At 66.8% G+C, this 16,425-nt stretch carries 16 protein-coding genes; 9 read left to right on the plus strand and 7 right to left on the minus strand.

Annotated features, from left to right (window positions below; translation table 11 throughout):
* Nucleotides 1–8: 8 nt before the first annotated feature.
* From lolD to AC56KL_RS10695, 3 genes are all read right to left on the minus strand, one after another.
* Nucleotides 9–704 (minus strand): lipoprotein-releasing ABC transporter ATP-binding protein LolD, encoded by a 696-nt coding sequence (gene lolD / locus AC56KL_RS10685; RefSeq protein WP_497180128.1) that lies wholly within the window; start codon nt 702–704, stop codon nt 9–11.
* Entirely contained in the window at nt 697–1,962 is a 1,266-nt protein-coding gene (locus tag AC56KL_RS10690; RefSeq protein ID WP_497180129.1) for a lipoprotein-releasing ABC transporter permease subunit, read from the minus strand. Before AC56KL_RS10690 ends, lolD begins: the two co-directional genes overlap by 8 nt.
* A 98-nt stretch (nt 1,963–2,060) precedes the next feature.
* Nucleotides 2,061–3,353, minus strand: coding sequence for a lipoprotein-releasing ABC transporter permease subunit (locus AC56KL_RS10695; protein ID WP_497180130.1), 1,293 nt, complete (start codon nt 3,351–3,353; stop codon nt 2,061–2,063).
* 176 nt (nt 3,354–3,529) lie between these two features.
* Between AC56KL_RS10695 and AC56KL_RS10700 the strand changes: the two genes are divergently transcribed.
* Together AC56KL_RS10700 and recJ are read left to right on the plus strand one after the other, a co-directional pair.
* Entirely contained in the window at nt 3,530–4,555 is a 1,026-nt protein-coding gene (locus AC56KL_RS10700) for a hypothetical protein (protein ID WP_497180131.1), read from the plus strand.
* Nucleotides 4,556–4,653: 98 nt separating this feature from the next.
* On the plus strand, nt 4,654–6,303 hold the full coding sequence (gene recJ, locus AC56KL_RS10705) for a single-stranded-DNA-specific exonuclease RecJ (RefSeq protein ID WP_497180149.1): 1,650 nt from the start codon (nt 4,654–4,656) through the stop codon (nt 6,301–6,303).
* 15 nt (nt 6,304–6,318) lie between these two features.
* Here recJ and AC56KL_RS10710 read toward each other — a convergent pair whose 3' ends face one another.
* A complete protein-coding gene (locus AC56KL_RS10710) occupies nt 6,319–6,999 on the minus strand; it encodes a DJ-1/PfpI family protein (RefSeq protein WP_497180132.1) in 681 nt (226 codons plus the stop codon).
* A gap of 83 nt (nt 7,000–7,082) precedes the next feature.
* Between AC56KL_RS10710 and AC56KL_RS10715 the strand changes: the two genes are divergently transcribed.
* Nucleotides 7,083–8,072 carry a GlxA family transcriptional regulator gene (locus AC56KL_RS10715; RefSeq protein WP_497180133.1) on the plus strand — a complete coding sequence of 330 codons (990 nt, stop codon included), beginning with the start codon at nt 7,083–7,085 and terminating at the stop codon, nt 8,070–8,072.
* On the opposite strand, the gene AC56KL_RS10720 is transcribed toward AC56KL_RS10715, so the two are convergent.
* A complete protein-coding gene (locus AC56KL_RS10720; protein WP_497180134.1) occupies nt 8,069–8,542 on the minus strand; it encodes a YybH family protein in 474 nt (157 codons plus the stop codon). The genes AC56KL_RS10715 and AC56KL_RS10720 overlap by 4 nt on opposite strands.
* Nucleotides 8,543–8,671: 129 nt before the next feature.
* Between AC56KL_RS10720 and AC56KL_RS10725 the strand changes: the two genes are divergently transcribed.
* Genes AC56KL_RS10725 through AC56KL_RS10735 form a run of 3 tightly spaced genes read left to right on the plus strand, consistent with a single transcriptional unit; the run spans nt 8,672 to nt 10,130 of the window.
* On the plus strand, nt 8,672–9,109 hold the full coding sequence (locus AC56KL_RS10725; RefSeq protein WP_497180135.1) for an MbcA/ParS/Xre antitoxin family protein: 438 nt from the start codon (nt 8,672–8,674) through the stop codon (nt 9,107–9,109).
* A 2-nt stretch (nt 9,110–9,111) separates the two neighbouring features.
* The gene (locus AC56KL_RS10730; protein ID WP_497180136.1) at nt 9,112–9,813 is read left to right on the plus strand and encodes an RES family NAD+ phosphorylase; all 702 of its coding nucleotides are present in this window, start codon (nt 9,112–9,114) and stop codon (nt 9,811–9,813) included.
* A complete protein-coding gene (locus AC56KL_RS10735; RefSeq protein WP_497180137.1) occupies nt 9,810–10,130 on the plus strand; it encodes a DUF2288 domain-containing protein in 321 nt (106 codons plus the stop codon). Before AC56KL_RS10730 ends, AC56KL_RS10735 begins: the two co-directional genes overlap by 4 nt.
* Before the next feature lie 96 nt (nt 10,131–10,226).
* Here AC56KL_RS10735 and AC56KL_RS10740 read toward each other — a convergent pair whose 3' ends face one another.
* Nucleotides 10,227–10,616: a hypothetical protein gene (locus AC56KL_RS10740; RefSeq protein ID WP_497180138.1), complete on the minus strand. Its 390-nt coding sequence runs from the start codon at nt 10,614–10,616 to the stop codon at nt 10,227–10,229.
* On the minus strand, nt 10,613–12,580 hold the full coding sequence (locus AC56KL_RS10745; RefSeq protein ID WP_497180150.1) for a bifunctional 2',3'-cyclic-nucleotide 2'-phosphodiesterase/3'-nucleotidase: 1,968 nt from the start codon (nt 12,578–12,580) through the stop codon (nt 10,613–10,615). The genes AC56KL_RS10740 and AC56KL_RS10745 overlap by 4 nt, the downstream gene beginning before the upstream one ends.
* 188 nt (nt 12,581–12,768) lie before the next feature.
* Between AC56KL_RS10745 and prfB the strand changes: the two genes are divergently transcribed.
* The 3 genes from prfB to lysS all read left to right on the plus strand — a co-directional run bounded on the left by prfB (nt 12,769) and on the right by lysS (nt 16,096).
* Nucleotides 12,769–13,873 (plus strand): peptide chain release factor 2 gene (gene prfB, locus AC56KL_RS10750; RefSeq protein ID WP_497180139.1). Its coding sequence is split into 2 segments (ribosomal slippage): nt 12,769–12,849 and nt 12,851–13,873, totalling 1,104 coding nucleotides; the frame shifts between segments, so codons are not numbered across the junction.
* On the plus strand, nt 13,874–14,536 hold the full coding sequence (locus AC56KL_RS10755; RefSeq protein WP_497180140.1) for an HAD family hydrolase: 663 nt from the start codon (nt 13,874–13,876) through the stop codon (nt 14,534–14,536). It abuts the gene before it with no gap.
* 24 nt (nt 14,537–14,560) lie between these two features.
* Nucleotides 14,561–16,096, plus strand: coding sequence for a lysine--tRNA ligase (gene lysS / locus AC56KL_RS10760; RefSeq protein ID WP_497180141.1), 1,536 nt, complete (start codon nt 14,561–14,563; stop codon nt 16,094–16,096).
* The last annotated feature ends 329 nt before the right edge of the window (nt 16,097–16,425 follow it).

The raw sequence follows: 16,425 nt of genomic DNA on the forward strand, positions 1-16,425 counted from the left end.
TCTTCCTGTCAGCCTTCCACGGCCTGCAGCCCGTGCTCGGTAAGGCGCAACACGCGGTCGCAACGGCGCGCCAGTTCCATGTCGTGGGTGACGATGACGAAGGCCGTGCCGAGGGTGCGCGACAGCTCCAGCATCAGGTCGAAGATGGCCTGGGCGGTGCTGTGGTCGAGGTTCCCGGTCGGCTCGTCGGCCAGCACGCAGGCCGGTTCGGTGACCAGGGCCCGGGCCAGCGCCACCCGCTGGCGCTCGCCGCCCGACAGTTCGCCCGGACGGTGCACCACGCGCTTGCCCAGGCCCACGCGACCCAGGATCGCCCCGGCTTTCTGCACGGCCTGCTCGCGCCCTTCGCGCCGGATCATCAGGGGCATCATGACGTTGTCGAGGGCCGAGAATTCCGGCAGCAGGTGGTGGAACTGGTAGACGAAGCCGAGCGAGGAATTGCGCACCTCGCCGCGGCGCGTCTCGGACAGGGCGGCGAAGTCCTCGCCCAGCAGCGTGACGGCGCCCGTCGAAGGCGTATCGAGACCGCCCAGCAGGTGCAGCAGGGTCGACTTGCCGGACCCGGAAGCGCCGACGATGGCCACGCGCTCGCCCCGATGGATGGCGAAGTCGATGCCGTCCAGGACCTTGACCGTATAGTCGCCCTGCCTGAAGGTCTTGCCCAGGCCGCGGCAGGACAGGACAGGGGTGGATGATTCATTCATAACGCAGCGCCTCCGCAGGTTTCACGCGCGACGCCGCCCAGCTCGGGTACAGGGTCGCAGCAAACGCCAGCAGCACGGATACGCCGCCGATCTTGAACACGTCCGGCCAGCGCAGGTCGGATGGCACCGCGCTGATCAGGTAGATATCTTTCGACAATAACTGCACTCCCAACAGGCTTTCGATAAACGGAACGATCACATCGATGTTCAGGGCCACCAGCACGCCGCCGCCCACGCCCGCGATGGTCCCGAGGATGCCGACCAGGGCGCCCTGCACCATGAAGATCTTCATGATCGAACCCGGCGAGGCGCCCAGCGTGCGCAGGATGGCAATGTCGGCCTGCTTGTCGGTCACCGTCATCACCAGGGTCGACACCAGGTTGAAGGCGGCCACCGCGATGATCAGGGTGAGGATAATGAACATCATCTTCTTTTCGGTCTGTACGGCCGCGAACCAGTTGGCATTCAGTTTCGACCAGTCGCGCATCTCGAGTTGGCCCGGCATGGACTTCTCCAGTTCCGCGGCCACCAGCGGGGCGTCGTGCATGTCGTCGACGCGCAGGCGCAGGCCCATCGGGGCCGGCAGGCGCTCCATGCGCTGGGCGTCCTCGACATGGATGAAGGACAGCGCGGCGTCGAAGTCCATGTGGCCGGCTTCGAAGATGCCGGACACGGTGAAGCTGCGGCTGCGCGGCAGCAGGCCGGCCGGCGTGACCTGGCCCTTGGCCAGCAGCATGGTCACCTTGTCGCCGACGCCGACGTCCAAGGCCCGCGCCAGCGCATAACCCAGCACGATGTTGAACGCGCCCGGCTCGAGCGAGGCCAGGCTGCCCTGGCGGATCTGCCTGGCGATGTCGGACACCTTCGGTTCCTCGCCGGGCAGCACGCCGCGGATCACCGAAGGGCGCATCACGCCCGCGCCCACCAGCATGCCCTGGGTCTCCACGAAAGGCGCCACCCCGCGTACCGCCGGGTGCTTCATGGCCTCCTGCCCGGCGGCGCGCCAGTCGGCCATGCTGCCGCTGTCGTCGAACACCTCGATGTGGGCCAGCACCGACAGCATGCGGTCCGTGACTTCCTTCTGGAAGCCGTTCATCACGGACAGCACGATGATCAGGGCAGCCACGCCCAGCGCGATGCCGGAAACGGAGATCAGGGAGATGAAGGAGATAAAGCTGTTGCGGCCGCTGCGCTTGCCGGCGCGCGTGTAGCGCAGGCCGACCAGCCATTCATAGGGCAGATTCTGGGTGAGTCTCATGGTCTCCGTCGTTGTTGCGCGAGCCCGCAGTGTGCCATGGGAGGCGCGGCCGTGGCGGTAAGTAAGGTGTAAATAAGTTCATTGCATTAAAAAAGGTATCACTCGTAGCGCAGGGCTTCGGCCGGCTTCACGCGCGACGCCGACCAGCTCGGGTACAGGGTCGCCACGAAGGCCAGCAGCACCGCCACGCCGCCGATCCAGCCGACGTCGCCCCAGCGCAGCTCGGATGGCATCTCGCTGATCAGGTAGACCTCCTGTGACAGGAACTGCACCCCGAAGCTGCGCTCGATGAAGGGCACGATGACGTCGATGTTGAGCGCGACCGCCACCCCCAGGCTCACGCCCAGCACGGCGCCGAGCACGCCCACCAGCGTGCCCTGCACCATGAAGATGGTCATGACCGAACGCGGCGAGGCGCCCAGGGTGCGCAGGATGGCGATGTCGGACTGCTTGTCGCGCACCGTCATCACCAGCGTGGACACCAGGTTGAACGCCGCCACGGCCACGATCATGGTGAGGATGATGAACATCATGCGCTTCTGCGACTGGACGGCGGCGAACCAGATCGCGTTGACCTTCGACCAGTCGCGGATGAACAGTTCGCCCGTCATGCTGCGCTGGAGCTCGGCGGCCACGCGCGGCGCCGCCTGCATGTCGGCCAGGCGAAGGCGGATGCCGGCGGGCGCGGCGACGCCGGCCAGGTCCTGGGTGTCCTCGATGTTGGCGAAGGCCAGCGCGGAATCGAATTCGAAGTGGCCCGCTTCGAAGATCGCGGCCACGGTCAGCGGCCGGGTGCGCGGCAGCGTGTTCGACGATGGGGCAGCGGCGCCCTGCCCGCCTTCGGCTGCGGGACTGGAGGCCATCAGCAGCGTCACCCGGTCGCCCACGGCGACGTCGAGCGACCTGGCGAGCGCGCGGCCGATCACGATGTTGTACGAGCCCGGCCGCAGTGCCTCGAAGCGGCCTTCGCGCATGTGCCTGACCACGTCGGACACCTGGGGCTCCCGGGCCGGGTCGACGCCGCGCAGCAGCACCGGTTTCATCACGCCCTCGCTGAGCAGCATGGCCTGGGCCTCGGCGAAGGGGGCCACGGCGCGCACCGCCGGATTGCGCAGCGCTTCCTCGCTGGCCGCGCGCCAGCCGGGCATCTCGCCGCGCGTATCGAAGACCTCGACGTGCGCCAGCACCGACAGCATGCGCGCGGTGACTTCCTTCTGGAAGCCGTTCATCACCGACAGCACCACGATCAGCGCGGCCACGCCGAGCGCGATGCCAGCCACCGAGGCCATCGAGATAAAGGAAATGAAACTGTTGCGCCCGCTGCGCTTGCCGGCGCGGGTGTAACGCAGGCCGACCTGCCATTCGTAGGGCAGCTTGTGGGTGAGACTCATGAAATCAGGATCGCGACGTTAATGACGTTATTGGTTTGCCAACCCGACAGTTTGCCAGACATCGGCGCTTCATGGCGCAAAAGAAAGCAGTTCGCGTGCGGCAGGTGGCGAACACGGCCGCGGCACGGCCGCAGCACGACCGTTCGCGCACCCCGTATTTGCCCTAGAATAGCGGTATGTCGCACATTACGCTCGTCCTGCCCCACCTGCTGGCGCCTCCCGAATTCGCGCCCGACCTGGTGCGCGCCCTGCAGACCCCGGCGCTGGCCTCTCTGCTCACCCGCACCAGCGCGCATGCACGCCGCACCGGCGCGCAGCTCGGCGATACAGCACGCGCGCTGCCGCACGAGGGGTGGCTGGCGCGCACGCTCGGGCTGGCCCCCGGCGGGCAGCCGGCCTTTGCCGCCGCCGCCATGCGCGGTTTCGGTCTCGACCCGGCGGACGGCGCCTGGTTCATCGTCAACCCGGCCCACATCCAGATCGCGCGCAGCCATTCGATGATGGCCGACCTGCGCCACCTGGACCTGGGCGAAGACGACAGCCGGGCCCTGTACGACGCGGCGCGCCCGCTGTGCGAAGACATCAATCATCCCCTGCTGTACGGCGACGCCCAGACCTGGTTCCTGCGCGCCGACGACTGGCTTGAGGTCGATACCGCCACGCCGGATACCGTCACCGGCATGGACCTGACCGACTTCATCCCGCGCGGCAAGCCCGCGCTGCCCTTGCGGCGCCTGCAGAACGAAGTGCAGATGCTGTGGCATGCGCACCCGGTGAATGCCGCCCGCGAGGCGCGCCGCCTGCCGGTGGTGAACTCGTTCTGGCTGTGGGGCGCCGCCTCCGGCCCGGGGCGGGCAGCCGGCCGGCTGGTCGGGATCCATGTGCCGGGCTGGATGCGCGGCTTGTCCAGCCACTGCCTGGACAGCCTGGACAGCCTCGATAAAGCACTGGCGCAGGACGGCACCGTCATCGTCGGCCTGCTGGCCGAGGCCGCGATCGCCAACGACTGGGGCAGCTGGGTGCAGGCGGTCCAGCACCTGGAAGAGAAGCTGTTCGCGCCGCTGCATGCGGCGCTGCTGGAGGGCCGCGTCAAGCGCCTGCGCCTGGTGCTGAGCAACCGCGACACCCTTGCCGAATTCACCACGACCGCGATAGCGCAGCGCACTTTCTGGCGCCGCCCGAACCTGGAACGACTGACTTGAGCATCACGAATCACACCACGACGCGCAGCAATACGCGCAGCAATACGCGCAGCCAAACCCGCATCACCACGCGGCCCTGCCCGTTCCGCAGCTCCGAGATGCTGCGCCAGGGCGGGATCCACCCGGTGCTGGCGCGCATCTATGCGGCGCGCGGCCTGTCCGACCCGCGCGAGCTGTCGAGCGAACTGGCGGCCCTGGTGCCGCCGAACGCGCTGCGCCACATCGAGGCCGCGGCGAGCTTCCTGGCCGACGCTGTCGCGGCAGGCAAGCGCATGACCATCGTGGCCGACTACGACTGCGACGGCGCCACCGCCTGCGCGGTCGCCCTGCGCGGCCTGCGCATGATGGGAGCGAACGTCGACTACATCGTGCCGAACCGCTTCGAATACGGCTACGGCCTGACGCCGGAGATCGTCGCGCTCACCGCGCGCGAGAAAGCGCCCGACATCATCATCACGGTCGACAACGGCATCGCCAGTATCGACGGCGTCGAGGAGGCCAACCGGCGCGGCATCGAAGTAGTGGTGACGGACCACCACCTGCCGGGCGACGCCCTGCCCCCGGCGCGCGTGATCGTCAACCCGAACCAGCCCGAGTGCGGCTTCCCCAGCAAGCACCTGGCCGGCGTGGGCGTGGTGTTCTACGTGCTGCTGGCGCTGCGCGCCGAGATGCGCAAGCGCGGCGTGTTCGACGCACAGGGCCAGCCCAAGCTCGACAGCCTGCTGGACCTGGTGGCGCTGGGCACCGTCGCCGACGTCGTCAAACTCGACTGCAACAACCGCATCCTGGTGGCCCAGGGCATCAGGCGCATGCGCGCGGGCCGCATGCACGCCGGCGTGGCCGCGCTGTTCCGCGTGGCAGGGCGCGAAGCGCGCTGCGCCTCGCCCTTCGACCTGGGCTTTGCGCTGGGCCCGCGCCTGAACGCCGCCGGCCGCCTGGAAGACATGTCGCTCGGAATCGAATGCCTGGTCACCGACGACGTCGGCCGCGCCTGGGCCATCGCCCAGCAGCTCAACGAGATCAACCTGAAGCGCCGCGAGATCGAGGCCGAGATGCAGGACACCGCCCTGCTGCACCTGGACAGTTTCGAACCCTCGGGCGCGAGCACGATCAGCGTGTTCGACGCCGGCTGGCACCAGGGCGTGATCGGCATCGTCGCGTCGCGCCTGAAGGAAAAATTCTACCGGCCGACGATCACCTTCGCCCCCGCCAGCGAGGGCTGGATCAAGGGTTCCGGCCGCTCGATCCCGGGCTTTCACCTGCGCGATGCGCTCGACCTGGTGTCCAAGCGCGTGCCCGGCCTGATCGACAAGTTCGGCGGCCACGCGATGGCGGCCGGCCTGACGCTGCGCGCGGACCACTTCGACAGCTTCCAGCAGGCTTTCGAGGCCGTCGGGCGCGCCTGGCTGACCGAGGCGCAGCTGGAGCGCATCGTCGAAACCGACGGACCGCTCGAGGACGAGTTCTACTCGACCCAGTTCATCGAGGAGATGGATGGCCAGGTGTGGGGCCAGGGCTTCGCGCCGCCGGTGTTCTGCGACGAGTTCCGGGTGGTCAGCCAGCGCATCCTGAAGGAGCGCCACCTCAAGCTGCTGCTCGAGAAGAACGGCCGGCGTTTTGACGCGATCTGGTTCGGCCACACCGACAGCCTGCCGGAGCGGGCGCGGGTGGCGTTCAGGCTGGATGCCAACGAGTACAACGGGGTGACCAAGGTGCAGCTGCTGGTGGAGCACGCGGAACCGGCATGATGCCGGCCGGCTCGCTTATTCCAGCGCAGCCTGCCGGATCAGCGCTTCCGCGGCCGCCATGCGTGGCGCCAGCGCGGCCTCGTAGGCGGCCACCCGGCCCGGCCCCGCACGTTCGGGGCTGCCGCAATCGAAGGGCGGCTGCGGGTCGTACTCGAATCCCAGCTGCAGCATCCGGGCGGCCTCCTCGCCGCTGAGCTCCGCCACCAGCGCCAGCGCGAAATCGATCCCCGCCGTCACGCCGCCGCCCGAGATGCGGTTACGGTCGCGCACGATGCGCTCGGCCACCGGAATGGCGCCGAAGCGCGGCAGGTGCTGCCGCCACGCCCAGTGGCAGGCCGACCGGTAGCCGCGCAGCAGGCCGGCCGCGCCCAGCAGCAGGGAGCCGTTGCAGACGGACGTTACGTAACGCGCACCCGCCGCCTGCCGCCGCAGGAAGGCCAGGGTGTCGCCGTCGCCCAACAGCTGCGTCACGCCGAAGCCTCCGGGTACGCACAGCACGTCGAGCTGCGGGCAATCGGCGAACACGGTGGTCGGATTGATGCTGAAGCCGGCATCGGTCGTCACCGGCGCCGCGTCCTTCCAGACCAGATGCAGGCTGGCGCCCGGCATGCGGCTCAAGAACTGGGCCGGACCGGTGAGGTCCAGCTGGGTTACCTGGGGAAACAGCAAAAAACCGATTCGGCATTGCTCGCTCACGGTGTACTCCTCGGTGTGGGGGAACGGTCATGCTAAGAGAGCGGGGCTTGTCAGGAATGACAGTGTGCGGTTAAATCCTGCCAATGCCCCTAATTCGCCATATTGCGCTGATCGCCTTCGACGGCGTCCAGGTTCTGGACGTGACCGGTCCGGCGAGCGTGTTCGCGGCCGCCAATGACGCGGCGGGACGCGCATGCTACCGCGTCCACATCCTGTCGCCCGGCGGCGGCGCGATCACGGCCGGCAGCGGCGTGCGCCTGCTGACCGACGCCGCACAGGCTGCCGGCACGGCGCCCTTCGATACCGTCCTCGTCGGCGGAGGCAATAAACGCGGATTGCAGGCAGTGGCGGCAAACGCCGCATTCGGCCGTTGGATGGCGCATGCCTGCGCCGGGGCGCGCCGCTACGGCTCAGTGTGCACCGGCGTCTTCGTGCTGGCGCATTTCGGCCTGGTCGTCGGTGAGCGCGTCGCTACGCACTGGGAAGGCAGCGCACTGCTGGCCCGTGCCTATCCGGGCCTGTGCGTGGACGCGGATGCGCTCTACGTCGAGGACGGACGGGTGTGGACCTCGGCAGGGGTGACGACGGGCATCGACATGTGCCTGGCGATGGTGGCGCGCGACCTCGGCGAGGCGGTCGCGCACGCGGTCGCCAAAACCCTGGTGGTGTATGCGCGGCGCCCCGGCTACCAGTCGCAATTCAGCGCGGTGCTGGACGCGCAGGCCGGGTCCGCGGGACAGTTTGCCGGACTGGTCGACTGGATCGGCGAGCGCCTGGACGGTGCACTCGATGTGGCGCTGCTGGCCGACCGCGCCGGCATGTCGCCGCGCAGCTTTCACCGGAAGTTCACGCAGGCGACCGGACAGACGCCTGCGCGCTTCATCGAGACCATGCGCCTCGACCGCGCCCGCGTGCTGCTGCCTGGGCCCGCCTCGCTCAAGGAAATCGCCGCCAGGACCGGCTATGCGAGTCCGGGGCAGCTATCGAAGGCCTTCGTGCGCCGCTTCGGCCTGAGCCCGGCCCTGTTTCGCGGCATGCACGGCGCTGGCGACAGCGGCCCAGCCGGGAGCTAGTTCTTGCGCGGCGGCGGCGGCCCGAAATCCGAACCGCGGTCGAACACCACTTCCCACTGCCCCGGCGCCTTCAGGCGCCAGATCGAATTGAAGCGGCCGATGCGCTGCCCCGCCGCGTTGTAGATCGGCCCGCCGCTATAGGCCAGCGTGCCCGAGGCCACCACTTCGACCTCCTCCGGCTCCCAGGAAAACGGCGCCTGCGGCTTGTCGTAGAACTGGCGCCAGCCTTTGGCAATCGCGGCCTTGCCGCGCAAGGGACCTTCGGCGGCGAAGAAAATGGCTTCGTCCGCGATCAAGCGCTTGAAACCCTCGAAATCGCGCGCCTTCATGGTCGCGGCGAAAGCACGCTCGGCCTCGAAGACCTCGCGCTTGAGATCGGCATTGGCATCGCGCGCGCAGGCGCCCGGGCTCACGGCTGCGGCGGCGAGCGTCAGGGCTGCAGCAAGAGCGGAAAGCGAACGCAGGCGCATCGGTGTACCTCCTCAAGCATTTTCTGTATGGCAATACCGACGATTCTGTCATGGGTCCACACCACTGACAACCGGTAGTTGCCAATATTCCGGAATCGGAGTATAACCACTCCAAATACGGAGAACATCATGAGCCTTGCCTACTCCTACCCGAAAAGCCGCTTCGAGCCGGCCACCCTGGTGGACCTGAATTCGCGGGCCGAGCGCGAGCGCCTGTCACGCTCGGCCCTGCTGGGCTTCTTCAAGCTGGCGGCTGTCTGGCGCGTGCGTGACGAAGAGGCGCGTGAACTGCTGGGCGGCCTGTCCTCGTCCTCGTATTACGACTGGAAGAAGCAGCCCGACCGGGTGCTCGAGGTCGACCGCATCACGCGCGTGTCCTACCTGCTGGGCATCTACAAGGCCCTGCACATCCTGTATGGCGACAAGCTGGCCGATGAATGGGTCCACCTTCCCAACACCAACCCGGTGTTCGCCGGCCGCACCCCGCTCGCCTATATGCTGGCGGGCGGCCTGATCGCCATGCAGACGGTGCGCAAGCTGCTCGATGCGCGCCGCGGAGGTCTCTGATCTTGCCGCTGCTGCACAAACTCACCCAGCTGCGCCAGTACGACACCTGCCGCCTGATACCCTCGCGCTTCGCCGACGTCGAGGATTCCGTCCTCGCGCCGCTGGCCGAGAGCGACGCCGTGCTGCGCGACCTGTTCGACCTCGACAACGCCACCAACGAACGCCTGCGCGGCGAATCCGGGCTGCTGCCGGGGATCGGGGTGGACGAACTGGTGTTCGGCGTGCCGAACTTCCGCATCATCAACGCTGCCTTCACCTATGCGCGCCCGGAGGGCAGCCGCTTCAACGACGGCGAGCGCGGCGCCTGGTACTGCGCCTTCGAGGCCGAGACGGCGCTCAGCGAGGTCATCTTCCACAAGACGGTCGAGTACAGCGAGATCCGGCGCTTCGACGACAGCGTGAGCTACCAGCTGTTGCTGGCCGACTTCAGCGCGGGTTTCCACGACCTGCGCGGCGTCGAGGCGCAGCGCGACTGCCTCGATCCAGACAGCTACATCGCCTCGCAGGCGCTGGCCGCCGCCCTGCTCGAGCGCGGCTCGATGGGCATCATCTACCCGAGCGTGCGCGCTCCGAACGGCACCAACCTGGCGTGCTTCCGCCCCGCACTGGTGGGCAATGTGCGCAAGGCGCAGACCTATCGGTTAACATGGGCGGGCTCGCCGCAGCCTGCGGTCGAGACCATTCAGTGCGATCGAAGCGTATGAAAACGAATCCCGAGAAAGACCTGGAGCTGCACGACAAGATCAACCGCGAGACCGGCCGCGTCAAATGGAGCGAGCTGTCGCGCCATTTCGCCAGCGGCTCGGTGATCTACGTGAGCGAGGAGCTGGACCTGATCGATGTGGCGCTGCGCGTGGCGCACGACGACAAGGACAGCATCATGAAGTGGATGAACGACGGCGCGCTTGCCAAGGTCAGCGACCTGCAGGCCCAAACCTGGACTGCAGCCGATGCGACGCTGTGGGCATCGGTGGTGAGTCCCTTCGTGCTGGTGCAGCCGGAGAAGAAGCAGCTGCATTAAGCGGAGCTATTGGCAGCGCTGCCAAGCTTGGATCCCCTCCCGCGCAGGCCGAAATAGCGCCACTGGCGTTATTTCGGCCAAGTTCGCAGCAACTACCTAGCGCTTCCCCTCCGCACGGTGCGTCAGCGCATGCGCTGCCCGCCGCATGTACTGCGCCGCCTTTTCCGGATCCGTTTCCAGCATCCCCAGCTGCTGCCAGGCTTCCGGATAATCCAGCTGCGCCGCCGCTTCCAGCCAGCGCCGGGCAGCCGCCTCGTCCTTCGGCACGCCCGCGCCCTCGAGCAGCATGGTCGCCAGCAGGAACATCGCTTCCGGCATCCCGCGCGCCGCGGCCACGCCCAGCCAGTGCGCCGCCAGCGGCGCATTGCCGCTCTCGCGGTGGGCAAGCGCGCGCTGGAAGGCGAGGTCGGCTTCGTCGCCGTGCTGGGCCAGCGCCGGCAGGGCCAGCATAGTCAGGGCCAGGACGGCCGCCAGCAGGCGCTTCATTGCGACAGGTCGATCGCGTACAGGGCGGTGCCCTTGCCACGGCCGTCGTCGGCTGCGATCTGGCTGACGTTGTGCAGACCGGCATCGATGGCCAGCGCCGCCATGCCGGGCGCGGAGGAAAACACCACCGGCCCGGCCGTCTTGACCGGCGTGAAGCGCCAGCTGCGTGCCGAGCCGTTGGCGGCCCGGGTCAGCCCCTTCGCCTCGCGCACATAGGCGATCAGGACGTCGCGGTTGTTGTCGGGCGACGCGATCACGGTCTTGCTGCCGTCCAGGCCCGGGAAGTGGCCGCCGCCGCTGGCGCGGTAGTTGTTGGTCGCGACCAGGAATTCCTGCGCGTCCGCCACCGGCTTGCCGCGCCACGCCAGCTTTCGGATGCGCTCGCCCGGCGCCCGGGTGACGTCGATCTCGTAGGACACCTCGGGCGCGGTGACCGTGTCGAAGTTGTAGCTGGCCACGGCCAGGTTGACCAGCGCCTGCGGCTCAGTCCTGGCCGGATCGATCGTATGGAAGCGCTGCGCCGTCTTTTCCAGCCAGGCCTTCAGCTGGGCGCCGTTCACCTTCACCGCATACAGGGCGTTCGGGTACAGGTAGAGGTCGGCCGCATTGTTCAGGGCCAGGTCGCCCGCCTTGACATCCGTGTAGTCGGCCGGACCGGCGATGCCGCTCTTGAAGGGCGCCGTCACCGACACCACCGGCAAATCCTTATATTGCGGCAGGTTGGCCGCGACGTACTTGCGCACGTAGTCGGCCTGCGCCTGGTTGATCACCTGCAGGGCCGAGACGTCGCCCACATCCGCAAAATAGCTCGACATGCGGAAGTCGGTCTTGCCCACCGGCGTCTTGACGTAGCGGATGGTCGCTTCGTGCTCTTCCTGCACCAGCGCCATGACGGCCGGGTCGGCATCCACGAAGGCCTTGGCGCCGGTCTGCGCGGCGCGCGCCTCGACGCGGGTCTTGTCCTTTTCTACCTGCCAGCGCTTGCCGTCGTGCCGCAAGTGCAGCGCGATCACGCCGAGGTGCTTGCCCCACAGGTTCGCCATTACGGTCGGCACCCCGTGCACCAGGCCCCGGGCCTTGTCCACGCCCGGCAAGTTGAACTGCGCGGCGGTGCTGTCGGCGCTCGGGAACAGCTGGTGCGAATGGCCCAGCAGCATGGCGTCGATCCCCGGTACTTGCGCCAGGTACCAGTTCGCGTTCTCCATCGTCGGCGTGTACGGGCTGGCGTCGAGGCCGCCGTGCGAGATCGCGATGACCAGGTCGGCCCCTTTGCGGCGCATCTCCGGCACATAGCGTTCGGCGGCCTCGCGCACGCCTTGGGTATAGACGCGACCCTCGAGCCAGCGCTTGTCCCATTCCATGATGGTCGGCGGGGCGAAACCGATGATCCCCACGCGCACGATTGCCCGCACCGGCTTGCCGGCGGCATCGACCGCCGCAACCTGCTTGTCGATGATCGCATAGGGGCTGAACAGCGGCTTTTTGGTACTGGCGCTGTAGACGTTGGCCAGCACCATCGGGAAGGCCGGGCCGGCGCAGCGCCTGGGCTGGTCGACGCCGGCCACCTTGAAGCGGCTGCCGGTCACCTGGCTCAAAAAGGCCAGGCCATAATTGAATTCATGGTTGCCGACGCCTGCGCCGTCGTACTTCAGCGCATTCATGACCTTGTAGATGCCCAGGGTCTGGTCGCAGCGCAGCGGCTCGACCTGGGCCTGGTAGTCGGCCAGCGCCGTGCCCTGGATGGTATCGCCGTTGTCGAGCAGCAGCGTGTTCGCGAATTCCTTGCGGGCCTGGTGGATGAGCGTGGCGGTACGGTCCATGCCGTGCGACGGTTCGGGCGCCAGCTTGTAATAGTCGTAGCCGACCACGTTGGCGTGCAGGTCGGTGGTTTCCAGCACGGCCAGGGTGGTGGTGGCGCCAGCCTTGGCGGGTTTGGCCGCGGCGCCGGGGACGCAGACCAGCATCGACAGTAGCGCGATGGAAAATTTACAAGAAAAGCGAAGGGACATGATGAATCCATAGGTCAGAACCGGGCGATGATAAGGCAGCAAGAAGGCAGGAAGCAAGCAAACAGGCGCCGCCGGCCGATTCCTGATACGCCTTCGGGTATAATCTAGGGTTCGATTCAACCTATCAAGAGACTGCCGAGACCATGGAAGCTGAACGCATCAATGCCATTTCCGCCCTGCTGAACGACCTGACCAGCCGTGAAGCCGAACTTCGGAGGTATCTTTGACTTCGATCGCAAGTCGGAGAAACTAGAACAGGTCAACCAGGAACTCGAAGACCCGACCGTCTGGAACGACCAGAAGCGGGCCCAGGACCTTGGCAAGGAAAAGAAGGCGCTGGAGGCCGTCGTGCTGACGCTCGAGAAAGCCAGGGCCGACCTGGCTGACGCCAGCGACCTGTTCGAGATGGCAAAGGAGGAAGGCGACCACGACACGCTTGAATCGATCGGCGGCGATGCCGAAGCGATCCAGAAGATCATCGAGTCGATGGAATTCCGCCGCATGTTCAGCAACCCGATGGACCACGCGAACTGCTTCATCGACATCCAGGCCGGCGCCGGCGGCACCGAAGCCCAGGACTGGGCCTCGATGCTGCTGCGCCAGTACCTGCGCTATTGCGAACGCAAGGGTTTCAAGGCCGAGATCCTGGAGCAGTCCGAAGGCGAGGTCGCGGGCATCAAGACCGCAACCATCAAGGTCGACGGCGAATACGCCTACGGCCACCTGCGCACCGAGACCGGCGTGCACCGCCTGGTGCGCAAGTCGCCGTTCGACTCGGCCAACGGCCGCCATACCTCGTTCACCTCGCTGTTCGTGTATCCGGAAGTGGACGATTCGATCGAGATCGAGATCAACCCGGCCGATGTGCGCATCGACACCTACCGCGCATCGGGCGCGGGCGGTCAGCACATCAACAAGACCGACTCCGCGGTGCGCCTGACGCACGGCCCGTCGGGCATCGTGGTGCAGTGCCAGAACGACCGCTCGCAGCACCGCAACAAGGCCGAGGCCTGGGACATGCTGCGCGCCAAGCTGTACGAGCTGGAACTGCGTAACCGCATGAGCGAGCAGCAGAAGCTGGAAGACTCCAAGACCGACGTCGGCTGGGGCCACCAGATCCGTTCCTACGTGCTGGACCAGTCGCGCATCAAGGACCTGCGCACCGGTTTTGAAACCGGCAACACCAAGAACGTGCTGGACGGCGACCTGGACGATTTCATCTCCGCTTCGCTCAAGCAGGGCGTATAAATGACGAACGCGACACGCGCCTTCGTGTTCGACATGGACGGCACCATCGTCGACAACATGGCCTTCCACACCGACTCGTGGCTGCGTTTCTTCGAGCGCCGCGGCCAGGTGCTCGATGCGGACGACTTCTTCCGCGCGACCGCCGGCCGCCAGGGACGCGAAATCATGCGCACCTACCTGGGTGAGCACCTGACGGACGACGAACTCGCCCTGCTCGACCACGAAAAGGAATCGGTCTACCGCGAGCTGTACGCGCCGTACCGCAAGGCGGTCGACGGCTTCGACGCGCTGGTGACGCTGGCCAGGGCGAACGGCGTCAAGCTGGCCGTCGGCACCGCCGCGCCGCCCGCCAACGTCGCATTCACCCTCGACGGCCTCGACCTGCGCCGCCATTTCGATGCGATCGTCGGCGCGACGGATGTTGCGCGCGGCAAGCCGCACCCCGACGTGTTCCTGAAAGCGGCCGCGTTGTGCGGCGCGGCGCCCGAGCACTGCATCGTGTTCGAAGACGCGCCGCTCGGCGTGGAAGCGGCGCGCCGCGCCGGCATGCGCTGCGTCGTGTTGACGACCACCCTGCCCGCGTCCAGCTTCGAAGGCTTCGATAACGTCATCGCCGTCGTACGCGACTTCACCGAACTCAAGGCCGAACTGCTGTTCGCCTGACACTAACAAGACCCCAATCCAATCATGACTACGGAAAACCAAGACCAGTCGCCCGTCGTGGCGCTCGACGAGAACAAGATCATGGCCGAGCGCCGCGCCAAGCTGGCCGCGCTGCGCCAGCAGGGCAATCCCTTCCCGAACGACTTCGTCCCCCAGGACAAGGCCGCCGACCTGGTCGAAACGTACAAGGGCAAGACCCGCGAAGAACTGGAAGCCGAACCCGTGAACGTGGTGATGGCCGGCCGCATGATGCTGCGCCGCGAAGCCGGCAAGAAGGCCGCGTTCGCAACCCTGCAGGACAGCTCGGGCCCGTCCGCATCGGGCCGCATCCAGATCTACGTCACCCTGGATTCCGCCGGCGAGGAAGCCATGGACGCCCTGCGTTCCTACGACCTGGGCGACATCCTGGGGGTCGAAGGCACGCTGTTCAAGACCAAGGTCGATGAGCTGACCGTCAAGGTGACCAGGCTGCGCCTCATCGCCAAGGCGCTGCGCCCGCTGCCGGACAAGTTCCACGGCCTGGCCGACCAGGAAACGAAGTACCGCCAGCGCTACGTCGACCTGATCATGAACGAAGACACGCGCCGCACCTTCAAGGCGCGTACCGCCGCGATGTCGTCGATGCGCCGCTTCATGGAAAAGCACGGCTTCATGGAAGTCGAGACCCCGATGCTGCACCCGATCCCGGGCGGCGCCGCGGCCAAGCCCTTCGTCACCCACCACAACGCGCTGGACATGGAAATGTATCTGCGCATCGCGCCTGAGCTCTACCTGAAGCGCCTGGTGGTGGGCGGCTTCGAGCGCGTGTTCGAGATCAACCGCAACTTCCGCAACGAAGGCGTGTCGGTCCGCCACAACCCTGAATTCACGATGATGGAATTCTATGCGGCCTACACCGACTACAAGTGGATCATGGACTTCACCGAGCAGGTGATCCGCCAGGCCGCGATCGATTCGAACGGCAGCGCCGTGCTCACCTACGGCGGCCGCGAACTCGACCTGTCCAGGCCTTTCCAGCGCCTGACCATCGTCGAAGCGATCGACAAGTACGCGCCGGGCTATACCCCTGAGCAGCTGGGTTCGATGGATTTCCTGAAGCAGGAACTGCTGAAGTTCGGCGTCAAGCCCTTCGCCACCGCCGGCCTGGGCGCGCTGCAGCTGGCGCTGTTCGAGGAGACCGCCGAAGCCCTGCTGTGGGAGCCGACCTTCATCATCGACTATCCGGTCGAGGTGTCGCCGCTGGCCCGCGCCTCGGACAGCCGCGAGGGCATCACCGAGCGCTTCGAGCTGTTCATGGTGGGCCGCGAGATCGCCAACGGCTTCTCGGAGCTGAACGATCCGGAAGACCAGGCCGCGCGCTTCCTGTCCCAGGTGGCCGCCAAGGATGCCGGCGACGACGAAGCGATGTTCTACGACGCCGACTACATCCGCGCACTGGAATACGGCATGCCGCCAGCCGGCGGCTGCGGCATCGGCATCGACCGCCTGATGATGCTGATCACCGACTCGCCGAACATCCGCGACGTGCTGCTGTTCCCGCACCTGCGCAAGGAAGATTGAGCGTTCCCACGTTCGTGAAAAAAGCGGCCTTGGCCGCTTTTTTTTGTAGGGTGGGCGGGTCTCCCGCCCACGCGGTGATAGCTTGCAGGTTCAAACCACGGCACGCCGATCTCGTTGGTAGTTGAACGCGTGGGCGGAGAATCCGCCCACCCTGTTAGAGCAAAGTTGTAATGTCCGGATCTAGCAAAGTTGAAATGTCCGCTTTTGCTAGATAGCTCATGCTGTCGACTCCGAATCGTTTGGAGTCCAGTGTGAGCAAGTCCGGGAGCATTACGATGCAAGAGCTAGAGCGCGCCAAGGTGCTCGAGGCGTACGCCAAAGGCGAGATC

The sequence above is a fragment of the Telluria sp. ZB4P34 genome, assembly GCF_059686055.1.